Source organism: Shimazuella sp. NTD250, assembly GCF_059510375.1.
The window spans coordinates 97,843-114,665 of the sequence record NZ_JCAJZS010000003.1; the positions used below are offsets into that span (position 1 = coordinate 97,843).

The window sequence follows — 16,823 nt, forward strand, 5'->3', positions numbered from 1 at the left end:
CGGTGATCAAGCCTTTTGTTTTATTCATCTCTACGTATATCCTCTTGTTTCCAAACTTTATAAACTATATCTGTGTGGCAGTCAATGGCAGAGTAAAGGTAATATGGGTACCTTGTCCCAGTGTACTTTGTATGTGCAGTTCGCCTCCATGTAGTTGAATGATCTCTTTGCATATAGCTAAGCCTAAACCTACTTCCTTTCTTTTTACTTGTACCTTTATGAAATCGTTTTGTGACATTTTTTAATTCGGATGCCTTGATTCCCGCACCTGTATCTATCACGGCTATTGATAAAAAGTCAGTTTCTGTTGTTAGTACGAGGCGGATCGTTCCGCCAGCTTCGGTAAATTTGAAAGCATTATCGATTAAGTTAATGAATACTTGTTTTATTCGATTGGGGTCAGCAAAAATTTCTACTACATCTTGATATTCCAATAGAAGAGGTATTTGCTGATTTTTGCTCTGTCTGGAAAATTGTTTTTCTATTTCTAACAGTAATTCTGTCAGTGAAAATGCTTCTTTTTCCAATCTGATTTGGCCAGCTTGGTAATGAGAAAAATCCAATAAATTTTCTACTAGTTTGGTCAAGCGCTGAGCTTCTTTTTTCATGATGGTAAGTCCAAATTTCGTCTCTTCTTGGTCAAAAGAATCTCCTTCCTGAACGGTCTCAATCCAACCATTGATGGAAGTCAAAGGTGTTCGAAGTTCGTGAGAAACTATGAGCTTATCGGAAGAACCTATTGGCATCTCAAAGAGTAAAAGAATTGCAAAATTTAATGCTAGTTACTACGATAAAATTTCTGCTATAGAAGTACATAAAACCTATTAAAATATGCAAAATTGAAATGGTATCCTTATTCCTTTTTAATTACCAGTAACATGTATTTCGGTTTTTTGTTTTACTGCTTCCTAAATACACAGAAACAACAACTAAGCATCGAACTGTAATTTTTCCAAAAAGTTGGAAAAGCGACTTGAGAGGTTGAAGTTTAATTAGCTATATCATCATACTAAAAAGCCGAATTCCTTTTCTGATGCAGGAAATCGGTTTTTCATCTTCGTAACCCATTTACGATTTTTTTTGATGACAAGTCGTAATATTCAAGATATAAAAATAGTATTCTTGCTGCACTATTCATTCTTTCTGTATTTTTCGAATAAATTAATAAGTATTTCGATATTGCTTTGGAGTTACTCCTGCAAATTTTTTAAATACTTTGGTGAAATGACTTTGATCCGTAAAGTGTAGATACGTCCAAATATCGGTCAAAGAATAAGAAGTAGAGGTGAGCAATCTCTTTGCCTCCTCTATTTTTTTTTGCTGAATGTATGTACGAAGGGGAATTCCAACTTCTTTCTTAAATAATTGACACAAATAGATAGGGTTTAAACGAATGGTTGTGGCGATGTCAGAGATGGTGCATTTATCATAAAGATGTTGAGAAATATAGTATTGACAAGATGCTATTACTTTTGAATATTTGCTTTGTTTTTGAAGATGAACATGCTGTGCAAATTCACAAAATACAGCATGGAGGAATTGGTCGATCACATCGGTTTCTGATATACTCTCCAAGTTTTGAATATAGAGATCACTCATGGTATATGCCTGTTCCAGTTGCAATCCGCCATCTATTGCTGCTCTAGTCGCAAGTGTTATACCACAAATCGCCAGATTTTTTTTGTTTCGTAAGGCACTAGTTTTGGAAAGTGTTCCTATACCTTCGGAAGAGGGATGTTTGAAATATACAATTAAGTCATCTGTATTGCCTTCTTTAATGGCATGCATGATTCGTTTTTCATGTAAATCACTGTGAAAAAATTGATTTTGACGTTGAAAAGACAATTGAGCAGGTATTGCTTTCTCTATCCCAGTGCGGTATTTCAAATTTGTATTTTTTTGCCTTTTCTCTAGCACCGTTTGTCTCCTCCATCATGCATACTATTTTTCTTTAGATTTTACTATAAAAACTATTTCAATATAAATAGAATACTTACAGAAATAGATAATTTACTCCGATTCCTAAAATCAGAAGTTACACAAAACTTGAAGGGAGAGTACTTGGAAACCAAAGAAGAAATGTAAATAGGGGAGATCATACGATGCAGGAGAGAAAAAGATCATATAGTCGACTAATAAAAGTTACCCTTACAACTGCGGCCTTGGCTTTATTTGCTACAGTCGGCGTAAATAGCATTATTGCTTTTGCAAAAGAGAAAGAACAAAGTACGACTCCTAAATTGGTAGACGAAAAGTCCATTGATGCAGTGATAAATGCAATGACATTAGAGGAAAAATCCAAATTAGTTGTTGGACAGGGGATACCTGGTTTTATGGGTAACCCTGATGCTAGTGTTGCTGGAGCAGTTGGAAAAACTTATGCAATTTCCCGACTTGGAATTCCCAGTTTACTTTTTGCTGATGGACCTGCTGGACTTCGAATCCTTCCGACTCGAGAAGGGGACACCAAAACTTACTACACGACTGCGTTTCCAATTGCTACTTCATTAGCATCAACATGGGATACCAATGTTGTAAATTCTGTTGGGAAAGCACAGGGGAACGAGGTCAAAGAATACGGGATTGATGTTTTATTAGCACCTGCCTTAAATATTCAACGCAATCCATTGAATGGAAGAAATTTTGAGTACTATTCCGAGGATTCCTTGATTGCCGGTAAAATGGCGGCTGCAATGGTAGACGGTGTGCAGTCAAATGGAGTAGGAGCTACCATCAAGCATTTTGCTGCAAATAACCAAGAAACGAATCGGATGACCGTTGATACAGTTGTATCGCAAAGAGCATTGAGAGAAACTTATCTCAAAGGTTTTGAAATAGCTGTAAAAGGTTCTAAGCCATGGTCAGTGATGAGTTCTTATAATAAAATCAATGGAACTACTGCTTCACAAAATAAAGATTTATTAACAACAGTACTGCGTAATGACTGGAATTATAAAGGTTTTGTGATGAGTGATTGGTTTGCTGGCACAGATGCAGTCGAACAGATGAAGGCTGGAAATGATCTTATCATGCCAGGATCAGCCGCACAATCTACAGCTATCGAAAATGCGGTCAAGAATGGTACATTGGATGAAAAGATCTTGGATCGCAATATTAAAAACTTCCTATTAACAGTGTTGGAAAGCCCAACCTTTAAAAAATTGAAGCATTCTGACAAACCAAATCTAACTGCACATGCTCAAGTAGCTCGTCAAGCAGCGGCACAAGGGATGGTATTACTAAAAAATAACAATGTATCTTTACCATTAAGCAAAGATAGCAAAATTGGATTGTTTGGAAATACCCAGATCGAAACGATCAAAGGCGGTACTGGCAGTGGGGATGTGAATGCTGCCTATACGGTTTCCATAGCAGATGGCTTGAAAAATGCAGGATTCCAGTTAGATGAAACATTGTACAAGAGTTACAAATCTTATATTTCAACTTTAAGACAAATGGATGAATACAAAATTACCGATAGTCCTTATGGTGCTGCGTTTGGGAAAGTTACTCCACCGATTCCAGAAAAATCGGTGAGTGAAGAAGAGATTCAAACAGCTGCGAAAACAACAGATACAGCTGTCATTGTGATCGGAAGAAATTCTGGAGAAGGTGTAGATCGGAAAAATGAAAAAGGAGATTTCCTTCTATCCGATCAAGAACAAGTAATGATCACCAATGTTTCTGCTAAATATCACGCACTAGGGAAGAAAGTAGTTGTCGTTTTGAACATCGGCGGTCCTATTGAAGTAGCAAGCTGGAGAGATAAAGTGGATGGTATCTTGTTAGCTTGGCAACCTGGACAAGAAGCAGGAAGTGCAGTAGCGGATGTATTATCAGGAGCTGTTAATCCATCAGGTAAATTGGCACAAACCTTCCCATTGAAATATAGCGATGTCGCATCGGCTAATAATTTCCCTGGAACTCCAACGGATAACCCAACAAAAGTAGTTTATGGGGAAGACATCTATGTGGGCTATCGTTATAACACGACCTTTCATGTAAAAGCTGCTTATGAATTTGGATATGGTCTATCTTACACGAATTTCGATTACAGTCAGATACAAGTGAACCAAAAGCAATTTAATAATAAGATCAAAGTATCTGCTACCGTACAAAATACAGGGAAAAAAGCAGGAAAAGAAGCAGTGGAAGTTTATGTGAGTGCTCCAACTGGTAAGCTAGAAAAACCAGCATTGGAACTTAAAGCATTTGAGAAAACAAAAGAATTGAAACCAGGTCAGAAACAGCAGTTAACGTTTGAATTGGATGCAAAAGACTTAGCATCTTTTGATGAAAGTCAATCTGCATGGATATTGGAAAAAGGCACCTATCAAGTAAAAGTAGGAGCATCATCAGAAAATCTTAAAGGAGTAGCTACCTTTACCGTTGATAAAACAATCGTGGTTGAGAAAGTAAATAACGTCTTAGCTCCTCAAGAAAATATCAATACGCTTTCCAAAAAATAATAGCTGGAATAGGAAAAGCCCCTAATTATAGGGGCTTTCTTACTTGTATTTACATTATTCAGAATAAATGGTACAATAATAAATAGACACAAACATACATAAAGGAGGGTTCTCATGATAATCGTGTCCCCAAATGAATGGAGCAATGAGAAAGATAATTCCAGCTTTATACTCGAGTTGAATATTCCCATAGATTTAGGAAATGAAAAACAAGAGGGATAAGTAATCCTCTTGTTTTTCATTTTTAGATAGATTTTATTGTTTTCTAACGTTTATTTTGAGTGATTTCGAAGCATTTTTTGTAGAAACTCTTCTGATTTTCCTCTGGCAACACTCAACGTTTTCCACTCATCATTTTTTATCAGCTTACCAATATACACGATCTGTCCCATGTGATTGGAGTAATGAGCGATTTGCCGCTCGATGGCTTGTAAAACAGTATGATCTTCTCCGCGAATCTTGATTTTACGTTCTAGGTCGTCCGGTGTGAGGGAGCCTAGTGTGGTAAATAAAATATTCCACCCAGTTTCCCACGCCTCAAGCAATGCTTCTTTGCTCTCATCACTTCTTTCGAATTCGGCATCGCGATTTCTGTCTGGCTTCTCTCCATCTGTCGTGAATATATCCGTCCACCGTGAACGAGTATTACCACATATATGTTTGACAATGACAGCGATACTATTGGATTCGGAAGACGGTTGTAAATGGAGTTCCTCATGAGTTAACTGAGCAAAAGTTCTGTCCCCTAGTGACTTCATGCTTTGGAAAGTAGTGATGGCAGTTTGTAAGTAGTGTTGTCCAATATTCATTTCTTGGCACCTCTATTTATAGAAGAGTAGAAGATAAGTTTAGTTTATCATGAAATCCTATCAGTTTTGAAACTAGGTACTCATCATACAATCGGTATCGCAATCCATGTAAAGAGATTGTTTTCTTTATCCAGTTGTGAATCGCTTTTTTTATCACAATTCTTGCTCCGACCGTTTTTTCCGTATTTTTGTTGAACTAGATTAAGTTATACCCAACTATTAAAATAGAATACGAAGTGAGCGAAATTGAAGAGATTCGCTCGCTTTTTTGCAGTTAGATAAGTGAAATTAATATATTTTTATTAAATATTTAAATGAAAATATACAATAACATTCATTAATCTACACTCTCTTAATAAATTGATGTTTTAATAATAGTGTCAAAAAATTAGGAGGCGAGAGATAGTGAAGAAGAGAGTATCCATTTGTTTATCGCTAGTAATCATTGGTTCCTTTGCCATCAACGCTTTTGCTGAACAAAAAAGCTATCATTCTACTTTATCCGAGCATAAGCAAATCCGTAGTGTTGAGTTTCATTCCATGGATTACCCTAAAAATATCAAAGATATGGTGAAGACTTACACGGACGCCAAAGTAAAAATTACCTACAAAGATGGCAGTGTAAAAGAAGTTCCACTTGATTATAAACAACTTTTTTTATCAAAAGATAAGATAGTGTCAAATAAAGGGGACATGATTCCTGCTGGAACTCCTATCGATGTGAATGGCAATCCGATTGTCGATAAAAGTGTTCCAAGCCAACCTTCTTATTATATTTCAGATGCCCCTGACTCCAATAGTCTTCTTGTTAAAAATGGAAGTTATTATCTTATTTCTCACTATGAATATGATTCCATTGATAATGCAGGGAAACAAATTTCTGGTCTGCCAGCTTCCATGACACTTACAAAACTGGGAAAAGACAAGAAGACAGGTGAGTTAACGGTTATTAACTCCAAAAAAATTAATTTTTCTAGTGTAAACGGTTTATGGACTCCCTGTAATGGTTCAACAACCGCGTGGGGTACACACCTAGGTTCAGAAGAATATGAACCAGATGCTCGGTCATATGAAGACTCTTCCTCCAGTTCGCATCGAGACGTTACCAACTTTGCACAATTTTACTTTGGAGATAAATCAAAAGCGAATCCTTACTATTATGGTTGGATACCTGAAATATCGATTGATGCAAAGGGAAATCCGTCTGTAGTGAAGCATTACAGCACTGGTCGGTTTTCTCATGAAGTAATGCAAGTTCTACCAGACAATCAAACTGCATTGTTTGGTGATGATGGTGGAAATACGATGTTATTCATGTATATAGCGGATAAAAAGAAAGACTTCTCTTCTGGAACATTGTATGCCTCGAAATTTAACCAAACAAGTGCAGAAAACGGTGGAGCTGGAAATCTGTCGTGGATCAAACTTGGACATGCTACAGACAATGAAATTAAAGCAATTGTAGATAAAGGTACAAAATTCAGCGATATTTTTGAAACGGCAGCAGAACCTGCCGATGGCTTTACCACTATCAAAACTGCGGCAAATAAAAAAGTCGAATACCTAAAAGTAAAACCGGGTATGGAAAAAGCAGCTGCTTTCCTAGAGGCCCGTAGATACGGTGCGATGCTAGGTGCAACATCCGAGTTTAATAAAATGGAAGGCATCGCTGTAAATAAGGAAGACAAGAAAGCATATGTAGCGATGTCATATGTAAGTGGTAGTATGCAGAAAGAACAAGGCAGTGTTCAAGACGATATCCAATTACCAGTAATCAATGCTGGAGTAACATATGAATTAGATCTAAGTAATGATCAAAAGGATAAAGTCGGTAGTCCAATCCATAGCGAATTAGTACCAACTTCGATGAAAGGATTAATCGTTGGTGAGGATTTAGCAAAACCGGATGCATATGGGAATACTGCTGACCCAGATAAAGTCGCAAATCCTGATAATCTGAGCTTTTCGGAAGATATGAACACCCTATATATAGGAGAAGATAGTGCACTACACACGAATAACTTTGTATGGGCCTATAATGTAAAAACAAAGAAACTAGCAAGAATACTATCCGTTCCAGTTGGAGCAGAAGCAACAGGTTTAAGAGCAGTTGACAATCTGAAAAGCGGTCGTTATATCTTAAGTAATTACCAGCATCCTGGTGAAGATCTGAATGGTAAACAAATTACAGCAGTAGATAAAGATGAATTAATCGAAGCAATGAAAGAAGGTTTAGGTATTCAACAGACCGGAGGAGTAGGCTATTTGTCTGGAATACCATCAGGAAAAATTCATTCTGATAAATAAACTGCTAGTCATGGAGTTTCTTTGGGAATAGACAGTTGTTTTAAAAAGGAAGTTCGAGAAGAGTATTATTTCTTAGGTAAGCAACCCAAACGCAGCCCCGCTAAAAAGCGGGGTATGTTTTTGTAGGAATAAAAAGAGTGAATGAAAGTCTCAAATCTAGTAGAGGGATTGTCTAATAATTGATAATAGTAGAATAGAAAATATTGTGATATAACTATAATTATATTGAAAGTTATATCATTATATGCTAGGAGGTAGAAAGTATGGTTTCTCGTTTTTTCTATCGTCCGTTGTCCCTTGTATGTGGAATATTTTTAGTTATGTCTTTGTTTTTTCAACCTGTTCTCAGTTTTGCTAGTGAAACTTCAACAGCTAAGACATGTATCAGCCATTCTTTTCCAGTATCACTAGAAGAGGGGCAACCTGCAAATTATCAAGTAACTGGAAATCTATGTAGTCAAGGAGACCCCTCCGGTAAGACGATCCAAGTATTGGTTCCTGGATTTACTTTGACCAGTACATATTGGGATTTTCCTTATCAGCCGGAGACTTATTCCTATGTAGATGCGATCAACAAATCAGGATATGCTACTTTGAGCCTAGATCGATTAGGGACAGGAAAGAGCAGCAAGCCCCCAGCAGATGAGATCACCGTGGACCGCCATGCTTATATTGTGTATCAAGTTATCCAACAATTGCGTGCTGGAAAAGTGGAAGGATATCAATTTCCAAAAGTAATTTTAGTTGGTCATTCCCTCGGTTCCATTGTCTCCACTGTGGAAGCAGCCAAATATGGTCAAATCGATGGATTGGTTTTAACTGGATTACTTCATACCTTTAATACAGAAGTACTTTCCTTGATAACTGGGACCGTACCAGCAGAAGAGGACCCAGTATTTAAAGATGAAAATTTACCACCTGGCTATTTATCTCTGCTCAAAAAGACTCGCCAATTCTTTTATAACCCTGATGATACAGATCCGAAAATCTATGATGTCGATGATGTTACAAAAGGAACGGGAGTCTCCAATGAGGATGACATGGTGAGTTTACTAGCAGCTATCACCGTATCCCCAACGATAAAAGTTCCCGTATATTTGGTGATGGGTTCAAAAGATGCCATGTTCTGTAACATTGCGCTGTCCTGTAATACAAAAGGGGCACTATTGCTTCGAGAAAGACTATTATATACCGCAGATTTAGATGCATATGTACTTCCTGATGCAGGGCATAATTTAAACTATCAAAAGAATGCTCCTGATTACTATCAAGCGGTAGTCGATTGGTCGAATAAACATGTGGGAACAAAGTAATAAAATATAAATCGAAACGTCCTTCCTTAGGAGGGCGTTTTTTGTAGGAGTTCTTTCGCATTACTATGGGTACAAAATGATTTTACAGGATTGATATTATTCGATAGTTTCCATATAATTGGTGTGGAGAGTCGCCAGATAAGAGTGCGACCCGAATCCGAGAGGAACCCAAGATGCTGCTGGAATACGGAGGCGGCGGTGATCCGCCCATGCCCGGGGGGAAGACTCCACCCGAGCCCACTCCGCCCGGGCCCGGGAGGAAGACTCCGCTAGTCCCAGCATGATGTAAGGGGCTTCAGGATCGGGCTGCGAGCGATGTTCGCAGCCCAATCCACCAAATCTTAATAGATAGTCACGTATGTCTAGCTGATTTTTACGTAGACAAATCTTTTTGTGCATAATATATTAAGACTTAAGAAAAGCCAACCACATCTAATAAGAAGATCAAAAAGCCAATTCCCTCAAGTAGAGGAAATCGGCTTTTTTTACTCATAATTTCATAGCATAGTATTTTGTTGAACTTCCTATCTTTCGAACCTCATATTTTCTATTAATGTAAATTTGATGGTATTTATCCTATTAATAGGAGTTATTATTAATCACAAACCACACATTTTTTACCCCTTGCCCATTGGTATCACCTTTTGTTTTATCTTTGCTAAAGTAATACAATGGAAATCCTTTATAAGTAACTTGTTTTTGTCCTGTATCCTCTCTTTTAATAGCTCCAAAATCTTGGCTGTTTAGACCGTTTGGAATAGATAATTTATCCGTTGTAAATGGTGGCCATGTTACGAGACAATCATCTTTACAATTGCTGACACCAGGTTGATCTTTTTTAAAGTAATATAATGTCATGCCATTGGAATCAGCTAAATATTTTCCAACTTTATCGTTTTCCAGTACTTGTACACCAGCTGAGGTTGAAGTTTGATTACTGGAATTTGAATTGTTGTCACTACTATAATCACTGTTATAATCGTTGTTGTTACTATTGTTTGTATTTGCATTATTGTTGGAAGATGTCGATGATGTTTGTTGTTGTTGCTGCTGAGAGTAAGGTTGACTGGAACATGCTGCGAGAAGAATGAAAGCTGCCAAACTGGAAAGTACCAAAGTCCATTTTTTCATGATGTTATTCCTCCAAATGTTTTGTAGTAGCCAATATTAAAGACGGAATATTGGCAATTTTTATATTGGCCAACCTCATTATTGTTGGCCGAATTCACAAGCTGATCTATCTCCGTTTACTAAATCTTGGATCTGTTTATTTACCAATGGCTTTATTTCCGCAGCTTTTGCATTAGTTAAGGTGACAAATGCGATGAGAAGAATGCTGAACAAACCAATGATAGACCAGACGATCGATTTTCGCTGAAAAGAGGTGATCATGATGATTCTCTTTTTTAGCTGAGCTTTGTTTGCAGAAAAGTTTGCTACAGCAGGTAATATCGGTTTTACCGAGTTAATTTGCAATAACTTGATAAGCGTATGCCCATAGTTTTTTAATTCATCAGAATGAATGTGTGAGATCGCCATTTCATCACAGGACAGCTCTTGATCTTCTCGCATCCGATGATAGGCATACCATAGGATTGGATTAAACCAGTGAAAGATAAGTAATACTGTCATGATCCAGTTCACCAAAATATCCTTGCGTTTATAATGAGCTAGTTCATGAAGGAAGATATACTTTAATTCATTGTGATCGAACTCTTGAAGTCCATCGAGTGGAATCAATAGTTTCGGTCGCACAAATCCGTATAAAGTGGGACTTTCCACCTCTGTTGTTGCTAGTAGGGAAATGGATGATTTTACTCCCATTTTTTCCTTACACTGTTCGAAAAGCGTTAAGATCGCATCATCGATAATCTTTGAAGTGTACTTCAATTTCTTAGAAAGCTTTCGATTCATTCGGAAAAGATAGATGGTGAACAGGACAACCCCGAGTATCCAAATAACCAACGCGCCAATATAAACCCAAGTGCTGATATGAAGAGAAGTGACAGAAGACAGCGGATTCTTCGTATCATCGGTAAATGTTAGTTGAAGCTGGGTCCTATCGTCTTGCGTGATTCCTTTGATTGGGGCTTTTTGTTCATCCACTAAGGAAAACAAGTTAAACAGACTAAAAGAAGTTTCAGGTGTCCATGGTAAGATCAATCGGAATAATAGAACAAACCATATTAGATATTGCCACTTTGCTTTTAGGCGTTCTTTCATGATTCCTTTTACGAGTAGGATCAAACCTACCAAGACAAAAGCCATGATTGAAGTGGTACAGATCCATTGAAATAAATCAATCAATGATAATACAATTTTGTCCATCTTCAGCTCTTCCGTTCATTTAGAATCTGTTTTAGTTCCTCAATATCTTCCTTCGTTAAATCTTCATGTTTTAAAAAGTTGACCAAAAGAGGTTTCAACGCACCCCCGTAGAGACGCTGGAGGAACGATTTACTTTCTGCTTGTAAACATTCCTCTTCTGTTACCAATGGATAATAAAGATAAACTTTTCCCTCTTGTTTAAAGCCCAGTGCTCCTTTCTTGACTAATCTGTTGATCAGACTCTTGATCGTTGCAGGCTTCCATTCAGCATCATCACTGAGAGTGTCAATCACATCATTTGCAGTGGTCAGAGGAATTGTCCAAAATACTTTCATCACCTGCCACTCAGCTTGCGAAATACGTGGTAATTGCTTCATAACCATTCCTTCTCTCAACGATTACACTTGTAATTGATATTTCTATCTTAAGATTACAAGTGTAATCGGATTTTGTCAATACAAAATTGATAAAAAATTTGATTTAGATTCAATGTTTTTATTCATCATAAGAAGAGTAATATTTTTATAGAGATAGAATAGGGTGAAAATGAGAAAAAGAGGAGAAAAGGGTGTAAAAACGCTTCGGATATGACCCATTCAACATCAGCCAAATCTCTTTTTTTAACAAGAAAATATTCCTATTAAAGGTATTATCTTCTCGTATATATAAATATACTTTTATTTTATTATCAAATGAACTGCCAAGTCGAAAATTCAAATCTAGTATTCAAGATGTCATATATTCTAAACGGTTTAAAAGAGCAAGATTTGTAACTTAGGGAAGTGATTGTTTTCCCAATTCGATAGAGAAAGTTATGAGAAGAAGAGTAATTGAGTCAGGAGGGGAATTTTATGAAACCGATTATCGGGATAACGGCGAATTATTCTTATGAAGAAGAGGTTGGTACTAAAATCCATATCGGGGTGAAAGGGCAAGAATGGCAAGTATTAGCTGATGATTATATAAGAGCTGTAGAGTTTGCAGGGGGAATTCCAATTATCATACCAATCACCAAAAACCTTGACTCCATTATACCTATTCTATCTATCGTAGATGGAATTCTCTTTTCAGGAGGATCAGATATCGATCCACAATGTTATGGAGAATTACCTAAGTTTGGTTTGGGACAAATTGATCCAAAGAGAGATCAGCACGAAATTCAACTTGCTCAAAAAGTTTTATATGAAATGGAAATACCAGTATTAGCTATCTGTCGTGGAAGTCAATTGATTAACGTAGCAGATGGAGGAACACTTTATCAAAATTTACAGGATGAAAAACGAGAGGCGATCAATCATTCCCCACAGGCCCCTAAATTTCACGCAACTCATCCAGTAAATATAGAAACGAATTCGAAACTATACTCCATTTTAAATAAACATAAAGTTCTTGTTAATAGCTTTCATCATCAAGGTATAAAGAAGATCGGAAAAAATTTTGATGTAACGGTAACTGCTCCAGATGAAGTAGTTGAAGGCATAGAAATGAGAGGAGACCGTTTTGTTGTCGGGGTTCAATGGCATCCAGAGATGATGATAGACCAACAGCTTGAGTCTAAAACTTTGTTTGAAGTCTTTGTTCAAAAATGCCAACAAAGAGTAAATTCGAGATGATATTACGTATGGTAATACCAAGTGGAACATCTTGAAACTATCATATGTCCATAAATGGATTTTTTTAGGAGATTCCGAAACCATAAAATAGAATTTGTATTTAGGAATTATTCATTGGTTAAATTTAATATATAATCTAAAAAATGTAACAAACAGAAAGGAAATAATATTGTAGAATAGTTTTTGGCAAACCCGCATCATTTATTTCAATACATATCAAAAATAGAAATACCTGCGGATGAAATCGCCACTTATGGGAGGTTGAAAAAATGATAGCAGTTATTATTCATGCGATTATCGTTCTTTGCTAATTCTTTATAGTTGAATAAGACACGAATGAAAACGTTTGATCCGAAGTACAAGGATTAAGCGTTTTTTATTATTTTGACATAAACCACTAGCAAAAGGTGGATTCTCTATTAAGATGAAATTATTTTTACATATAGTATAAGAAAAACGGCCGAAGCCGCTCTATTTTTTGGTTTTCTGTTTTAAGTATTGCAATTCCTGCTGATAGTGTTTGAACCAACTTGTTCCTTCATCTTGATGTTTTGCACATGGGACAAATTTGCTATAACCAGGGTAGTTTTCATCGATATAATCTGGATCTTGTTCCTCTTTGGTAGATGGACCTGATATTTTTCCATTTTTCCATCGGATGGGGAAAGACCAGCATGCAGTAGGTTTAAACTTCCATGGGTGGAAATCTAGTTCTGTAGCTGCTTTTTGCAAGGAACATAGTCCATTTTCTAAGGCAAATACACAACGGTTTTTTTCAAAATGACTGGGAAAATGCTCAGATTTGTAGGTATGCGGTTTAACAGCTGTTTTTCTGCCTACTTGGATATTTTGCCAATTTCCATCGACAATGAATTCTTTAGGGAGATGTTGAAAATATTCGGGGTATCGATGGACAGTCGTTTTTATCATTTCTTCTTCATCTTCTAAGAGATATACCCCATCATAACAGCAGATCGCCTCACACTTTAAAGCACAATTCTTTATTTTTGGTTCTGTTCCATACTCTTGTTCTAACTGTTGCAAAACATCATAGCGGAAGTGAAGAACAGGGTGAACATATCTTTCGTTCCAATCTTTAAAAGAAGAAAGCAGGGAATCATCTCCAAGATCTTCCTTGCGGACTCTTTGGATTGAATCACTGATGATTTCGGGAAAACCTTTTATACCCTCACATTTTAAAGTTGACTCTATCATCTCTTGCGCAAGTTGTGTTTTTTCATTTGGAACCACATCTTTCAGCTTCAGATATGCTGCGATGGCTTGTGCGTATAAGCCCGGAGTAGAGTCTTTTTTGATCGATGCCAACATCTCTCTTGAATGGGGATGCGTTTTTGCTAAAAAAGCAGCAGCTAATAACGAGAACGTTGCGGCCAAAGAAGACAAGTATTCATACCCTCTGTTATCACACTCCACTTTGTAAGTAATTAGATTCGAAATAGAGAGTGGATCACCAAACCTAGCAAGACAAATAGATCGCCAAATCAACCCATAATACAAATCCCAATTATGTTTGATTTGTTTGGATAGGTGAATTCCTTCCTCATAGTACTGAAAGGCTTCCGATAATCGTCCTTGTATCGTTAGTATGTTTCCATAACAGATTGCGGCGATATTGTGGGCATTCACCCAATTACTTGCTTTAGCTTTCTTATACACACGATCTATTTCTTTTTCTGCTTCCGTTAACATTCCGATACCCATATACCCATCTGCTAAATTCACACTAGATAACATCTGATTATAAGTATCATGAAAGCCAGAATAAGCTTTTTTACAAGTAGATGCTTGTTCTACTACTTGTTGATTTAAATCGACATTATGGCATAAAAGGGAAAATGTATGATGAAAGGAGGCGTTTATCCTTTCGTTATCTTCTAAAAAATCTTGAAAATCTAGTTCCATTTTCGTCAGTGCTGCAAAGCCTAGTTGATTTTGTCCTGCATAAAAATAGGCGTTTACCAATTGTTCATGGCATTTGTATGCTTGATAATCTTTTGTAGATGATGCTTTCTGTACCGCTTTCTCTGCGAGAGATACGGCTTTTTCGGTATGAAAAAGTCGTTGATGATATTTGGATTTGTAGAGAAGTCCAAGTAAATCCTGATCTTTTTCGTTATGGAGAAACGTATTCTCCGAGTATAATTTGATATATTTTTCTTCCAACTCTACTTCTCCAGCATCAAAAGAGGCTTTGATTAAGATACTTAGGACATATTTATAGTTATCGTTGGACAAGTGAGAAGAGGATATTAGACTATCCCCAACCTCCATACAACTTTTAAAGAACCCATTTTGCAAACAGAGTTCGAGTAACCGGATACCCGATTGGGTGTACAGTTCATGAAGGGGGGCTTGCTGGTTGCTTTTTTCCACTTGATAACGGAACTCTTCATAAATTGTGATTTGCTCGTTGCTATCAAGTGTATCAATTTGCGAAGTGGAGATGATTTCTATATAAAATTCCAATAACATCGCCTCAATTTGCGGACGATGTGGTAAATCTTCTAATATTTCTCTCGCGATTTCATAGTATAAACGTCGATTGAATGAGGACATTTCCTCAAAGAGGACATGTTTTTTTACTTTTATGAGATTGTAGGGTGTCTCTAAATGATAAAAATGAGACATGTCCACGTAAAATTCGTGTTTGAATTTCTGGATACAGCGTTCTAAAAAAGGTTTGGAGAACTTAATCCCTTGTGCACTGCCCCATGCAAGCAACAAAACCTTCTGTATCCCTAAATCTAAAATTTTTTCTCGTGCGATCTCTTTCTTTTTATTGGAGCTGAAATGCAAACGCGATAAAGGAATTTGCATTTCACCAGTCGCCCCGATAAAACCGGGCGTATTTTTTATTCTCTTAATAGAATCCCAAAGCAGCTCAAGATCACCACTGCACTCTATCGCCAATTTTTTCTTTGCTACAGTGCTAATATTGCTTAGCTCCATACTAATAATCTGCTCGACATCGCTATTTCGTAACTTTCTCATTTTGATGAGATGAGTTTGGCTGATAGCTTGTAATTGGTTTACCAAAGCTCCAAAGTGAGCCAAATTCTCTCCTGTTGATGTTAAGTTTTGTTCTTTTAAACTAGATTCCCAGCACGTACATAAAATCAAAATCGGCCATTTTTTATCTATGCTTGTTTCCACTAACCGTTTTGTGAAAGATAGCGTTAGAGGATCAGCCCACTGCGCATCATCCACTACCAAGATAAGCGGTAACTTATGTTCTTTTTTATTGGTAGAAAGTATGGCAGAGAAAATCTTCATCGTCTGATCGATAAAAGAGGTGTATTCCTGTTGAGCAAGGATAGTATTGCGATCCCGGTGTTGATTTTCTTTATTGGTTCGCCAATTACTCCACATGTTTCGAAGAGATTCATATGTATTTAGCCCATTATCTAGTCCGGAAAGGATGTCGGAGATGAGTCCCAATGCCGCTCCGCTCCCGGGGAAAGCATAATTAATAAAGAGCGAAACCCCATTGCGTATCGCCTTCTTGTTATCTTCACTCTGCCGCTTTTTTTCAATCAACCCACCGAGATGCAACTTGACTTGCTTGCGGATTTGATTTAATGCTGTCGTATGATATCGGCTGTTCCGTTCATCCGTATTGGGACACCGCAATGCCATCCATAGCCAAGGCATTAGGAGTTCCTTGTTATTTTCCAGCACATCAAACTCTGGCACAATCGTCATCGTGTGCTTCGTATCTTCTAAGTTATCCGGCCAATAATTGGGGTCATCATCATGAATCGTCAAGTAATGATACAACTCTTGAATTAACCGCGTCTTCCCAATCCCTGTATCTGCTTCCAGTATCACCACATTTGTATTTCCTGCTTTGGTATCTTCATATATATCCAGCAACTTCGCTAGTTCCGTATCCCTGCCGATAAAATCGTTAGATTTAAAGCCCAACTTCATGAAATCACCTCTTTATGCAATAGTTGGCATAGT

General features: G+C 37.1%; 11 protein-coding genes. 4 read left to right on the forward strand and 7 right to left on the reverse strand.

Annotated elements, in window-relative coordinates:
- Nucleotides 1-20: 20 nt before the first annotated feature.
- Together AC5WOF_RS08540 and AC5WOF_RS08545 are read right to left on the reverse strand one after the other, a co-directional pair.
- Entirely contained in the window at nt 21-746 is a 726-nt protein-coding gene (locus AC5WOF_RS08540) for a sensor histidine kinase (RefSeq protein ID WP_496049541.1), read from the reverse strand.
- 415 nt (nt 747-1,161) lie between these two features.
- The gene (locus AC5WOF_RS08545; RefSeq protein ID WP_496049542.1) at nt 1,162-1,917 is read right to left on the reverse strand and encodes a helix-turn-helix domain-containing protein; all 756 of its coding nucleotides are present in this window, start codon (nt 1,915-1,917) and stop codon (nt 1,162-1,164) included.
- 185 nt (nt 1,918-2,102) lie between these two features.
- Here AC5WOF_RS08545 and AC5WOF_RS08550 point away from each other — a divergent pair, with 185 nt between their 5' ends.
- On the forward strand, nt 2,103-4,469 hold the full coding sequence (locus AC5WOF_RS08550) for a beta-glucosidase (protein ID WP_496049543.1): 2,367 nt from the start codon (nt 2,103-2,105) through the stop codon (nt 4,467-4,469).
- A 272-nt stretch (nt 4,470-4,741) separates the two neighbouring features.
- Here AC5WOF_RS08550 and AC5WOF_RS08555 read toward each other — a convergent pair whose 3' ends face one another.
- A complete protein-coding gene (locus AC5WOF_RS08555; protein ID WP_496049544.1) occupies nt 4,742-5,278 on the reverse strand; it encodes a DinB family protein in 537 nt (178 codons plus the stop codon).
- 405 nt (nt 5,279-5,683) lie between these two features.
- Here AC5WOF_RS08555 and AC5WOF_RS08560 point away from each other — a divergent pair, with 405 nt between their 5' ends.
- Both AC5WOF_RS08560 and AC5WOF_RS08565 read left to right on the forward strand, forming a co-directional pair.
- Nucleotides 5,684-7,585: a PhoX family protein gene (locus AC5WOF_RS08560; RefSeq protein WP_496049545.1), complete on the forward strand. Its 1,902-nt coding sequence runs from the start codon at nt 5,684-5,686 to the stop codon at nt 7,583-7,585.
- 263 nt (nt 7,586-7,848) lie between these two features.
- Nucleotides 7,849-8,898 (forward strand): alpha/beta hydrolase, encoded by a 1,050-nt coding sequence (locus tag AC5WOF_RS08565; RefSeq protein ID WP_496049546.1) that lies wholly within the window; start codon nt 7,849-7,851, stop codon nt 8,896-8,898.
- A 579-nt stretch (nt 8,899-9,477) separates the two neighbouring features.
- On the opposite strand, the gene AC5WOF_RS08570 is transcribed toward AC5WOF_RS08565, so the two are convergent.
- The 3 genes from AC5WOF_RS08570 to AC5WOF_RS08580 form a co-directional block, all read right to left on the reverse strand.
- A complete protein-coding gene (locus AC5WOF_RS08570) occupies nt 9,478-10,029 on the reverse strand; it encodes a COG4315 family predicted lipoprotein (RefSeq protein WP_496049547.1) in 552 nt (183 codons plus the stop codon).
- 78 nt (nt 10,030-10,107) lie between these two features.
- Entirely contained in the window at nt 10,108-11,226 is a 1,119-nt protein-coding gene (locus tag AC5WOF_RS08575) for a M56 family metallopeptidase (RefSeq protein ID WP_496049548.1), read from the reverse strand.
- Between the two features lie 2 nt (nt 11,227-11,228).
- Nucleotides 11,229-11,603 carry a BlaI/MecI/CopY family transcriptional regulator gene (locus AC5WOF_RS08580; protein WP_496049549.1) on the reverse strand — a complete coding sequence of 125 codons (375 nt, stop codon included), beginning with the start codon at nt 11,601-11,603 and terminating at the stop codon, nt 11,229-11,231.
- Between the two features lie 474 nt (nt 11,604-12,077).
- Between AC5WOF_RS08580 and AC5WOF_RS08585 the strand changes: the two genes are divergently transcribed.
- Nucleotides 12,078-12,839, forward strand: a complete 762-nt coding sequence (locus AC5WOF_RS08585) for a gamma-glutamyl-gamma-aminobutyrate hydrolase family protein (RefSeq protein WP_496049550.1) — start codon at nt 12,078-12,080, stop codon at nt 12,837-12,839.
- A 471-nt stretch (nt 12,840-13,310) separates the two neighbouring features.
- On the opposite strand, the gene AC5WOF_RS08590 is transcribed toward AC5WOF_RS08585, so the two are convergent.
- Nucleotides 13,311-16,790 (reverse strand): DUF3109 family protein, encoded by a 3,480-nt coding sequence (locus tag AC5WOF_RS08590; RefSeq protein WP_496049551.1) that lies wholly within the window; start codon nt 16,788-16,790, stop codon nt 13,311-13,313.
- Nucleotides 16,791-16,823 lie beyond the last annotated feature (33 nt).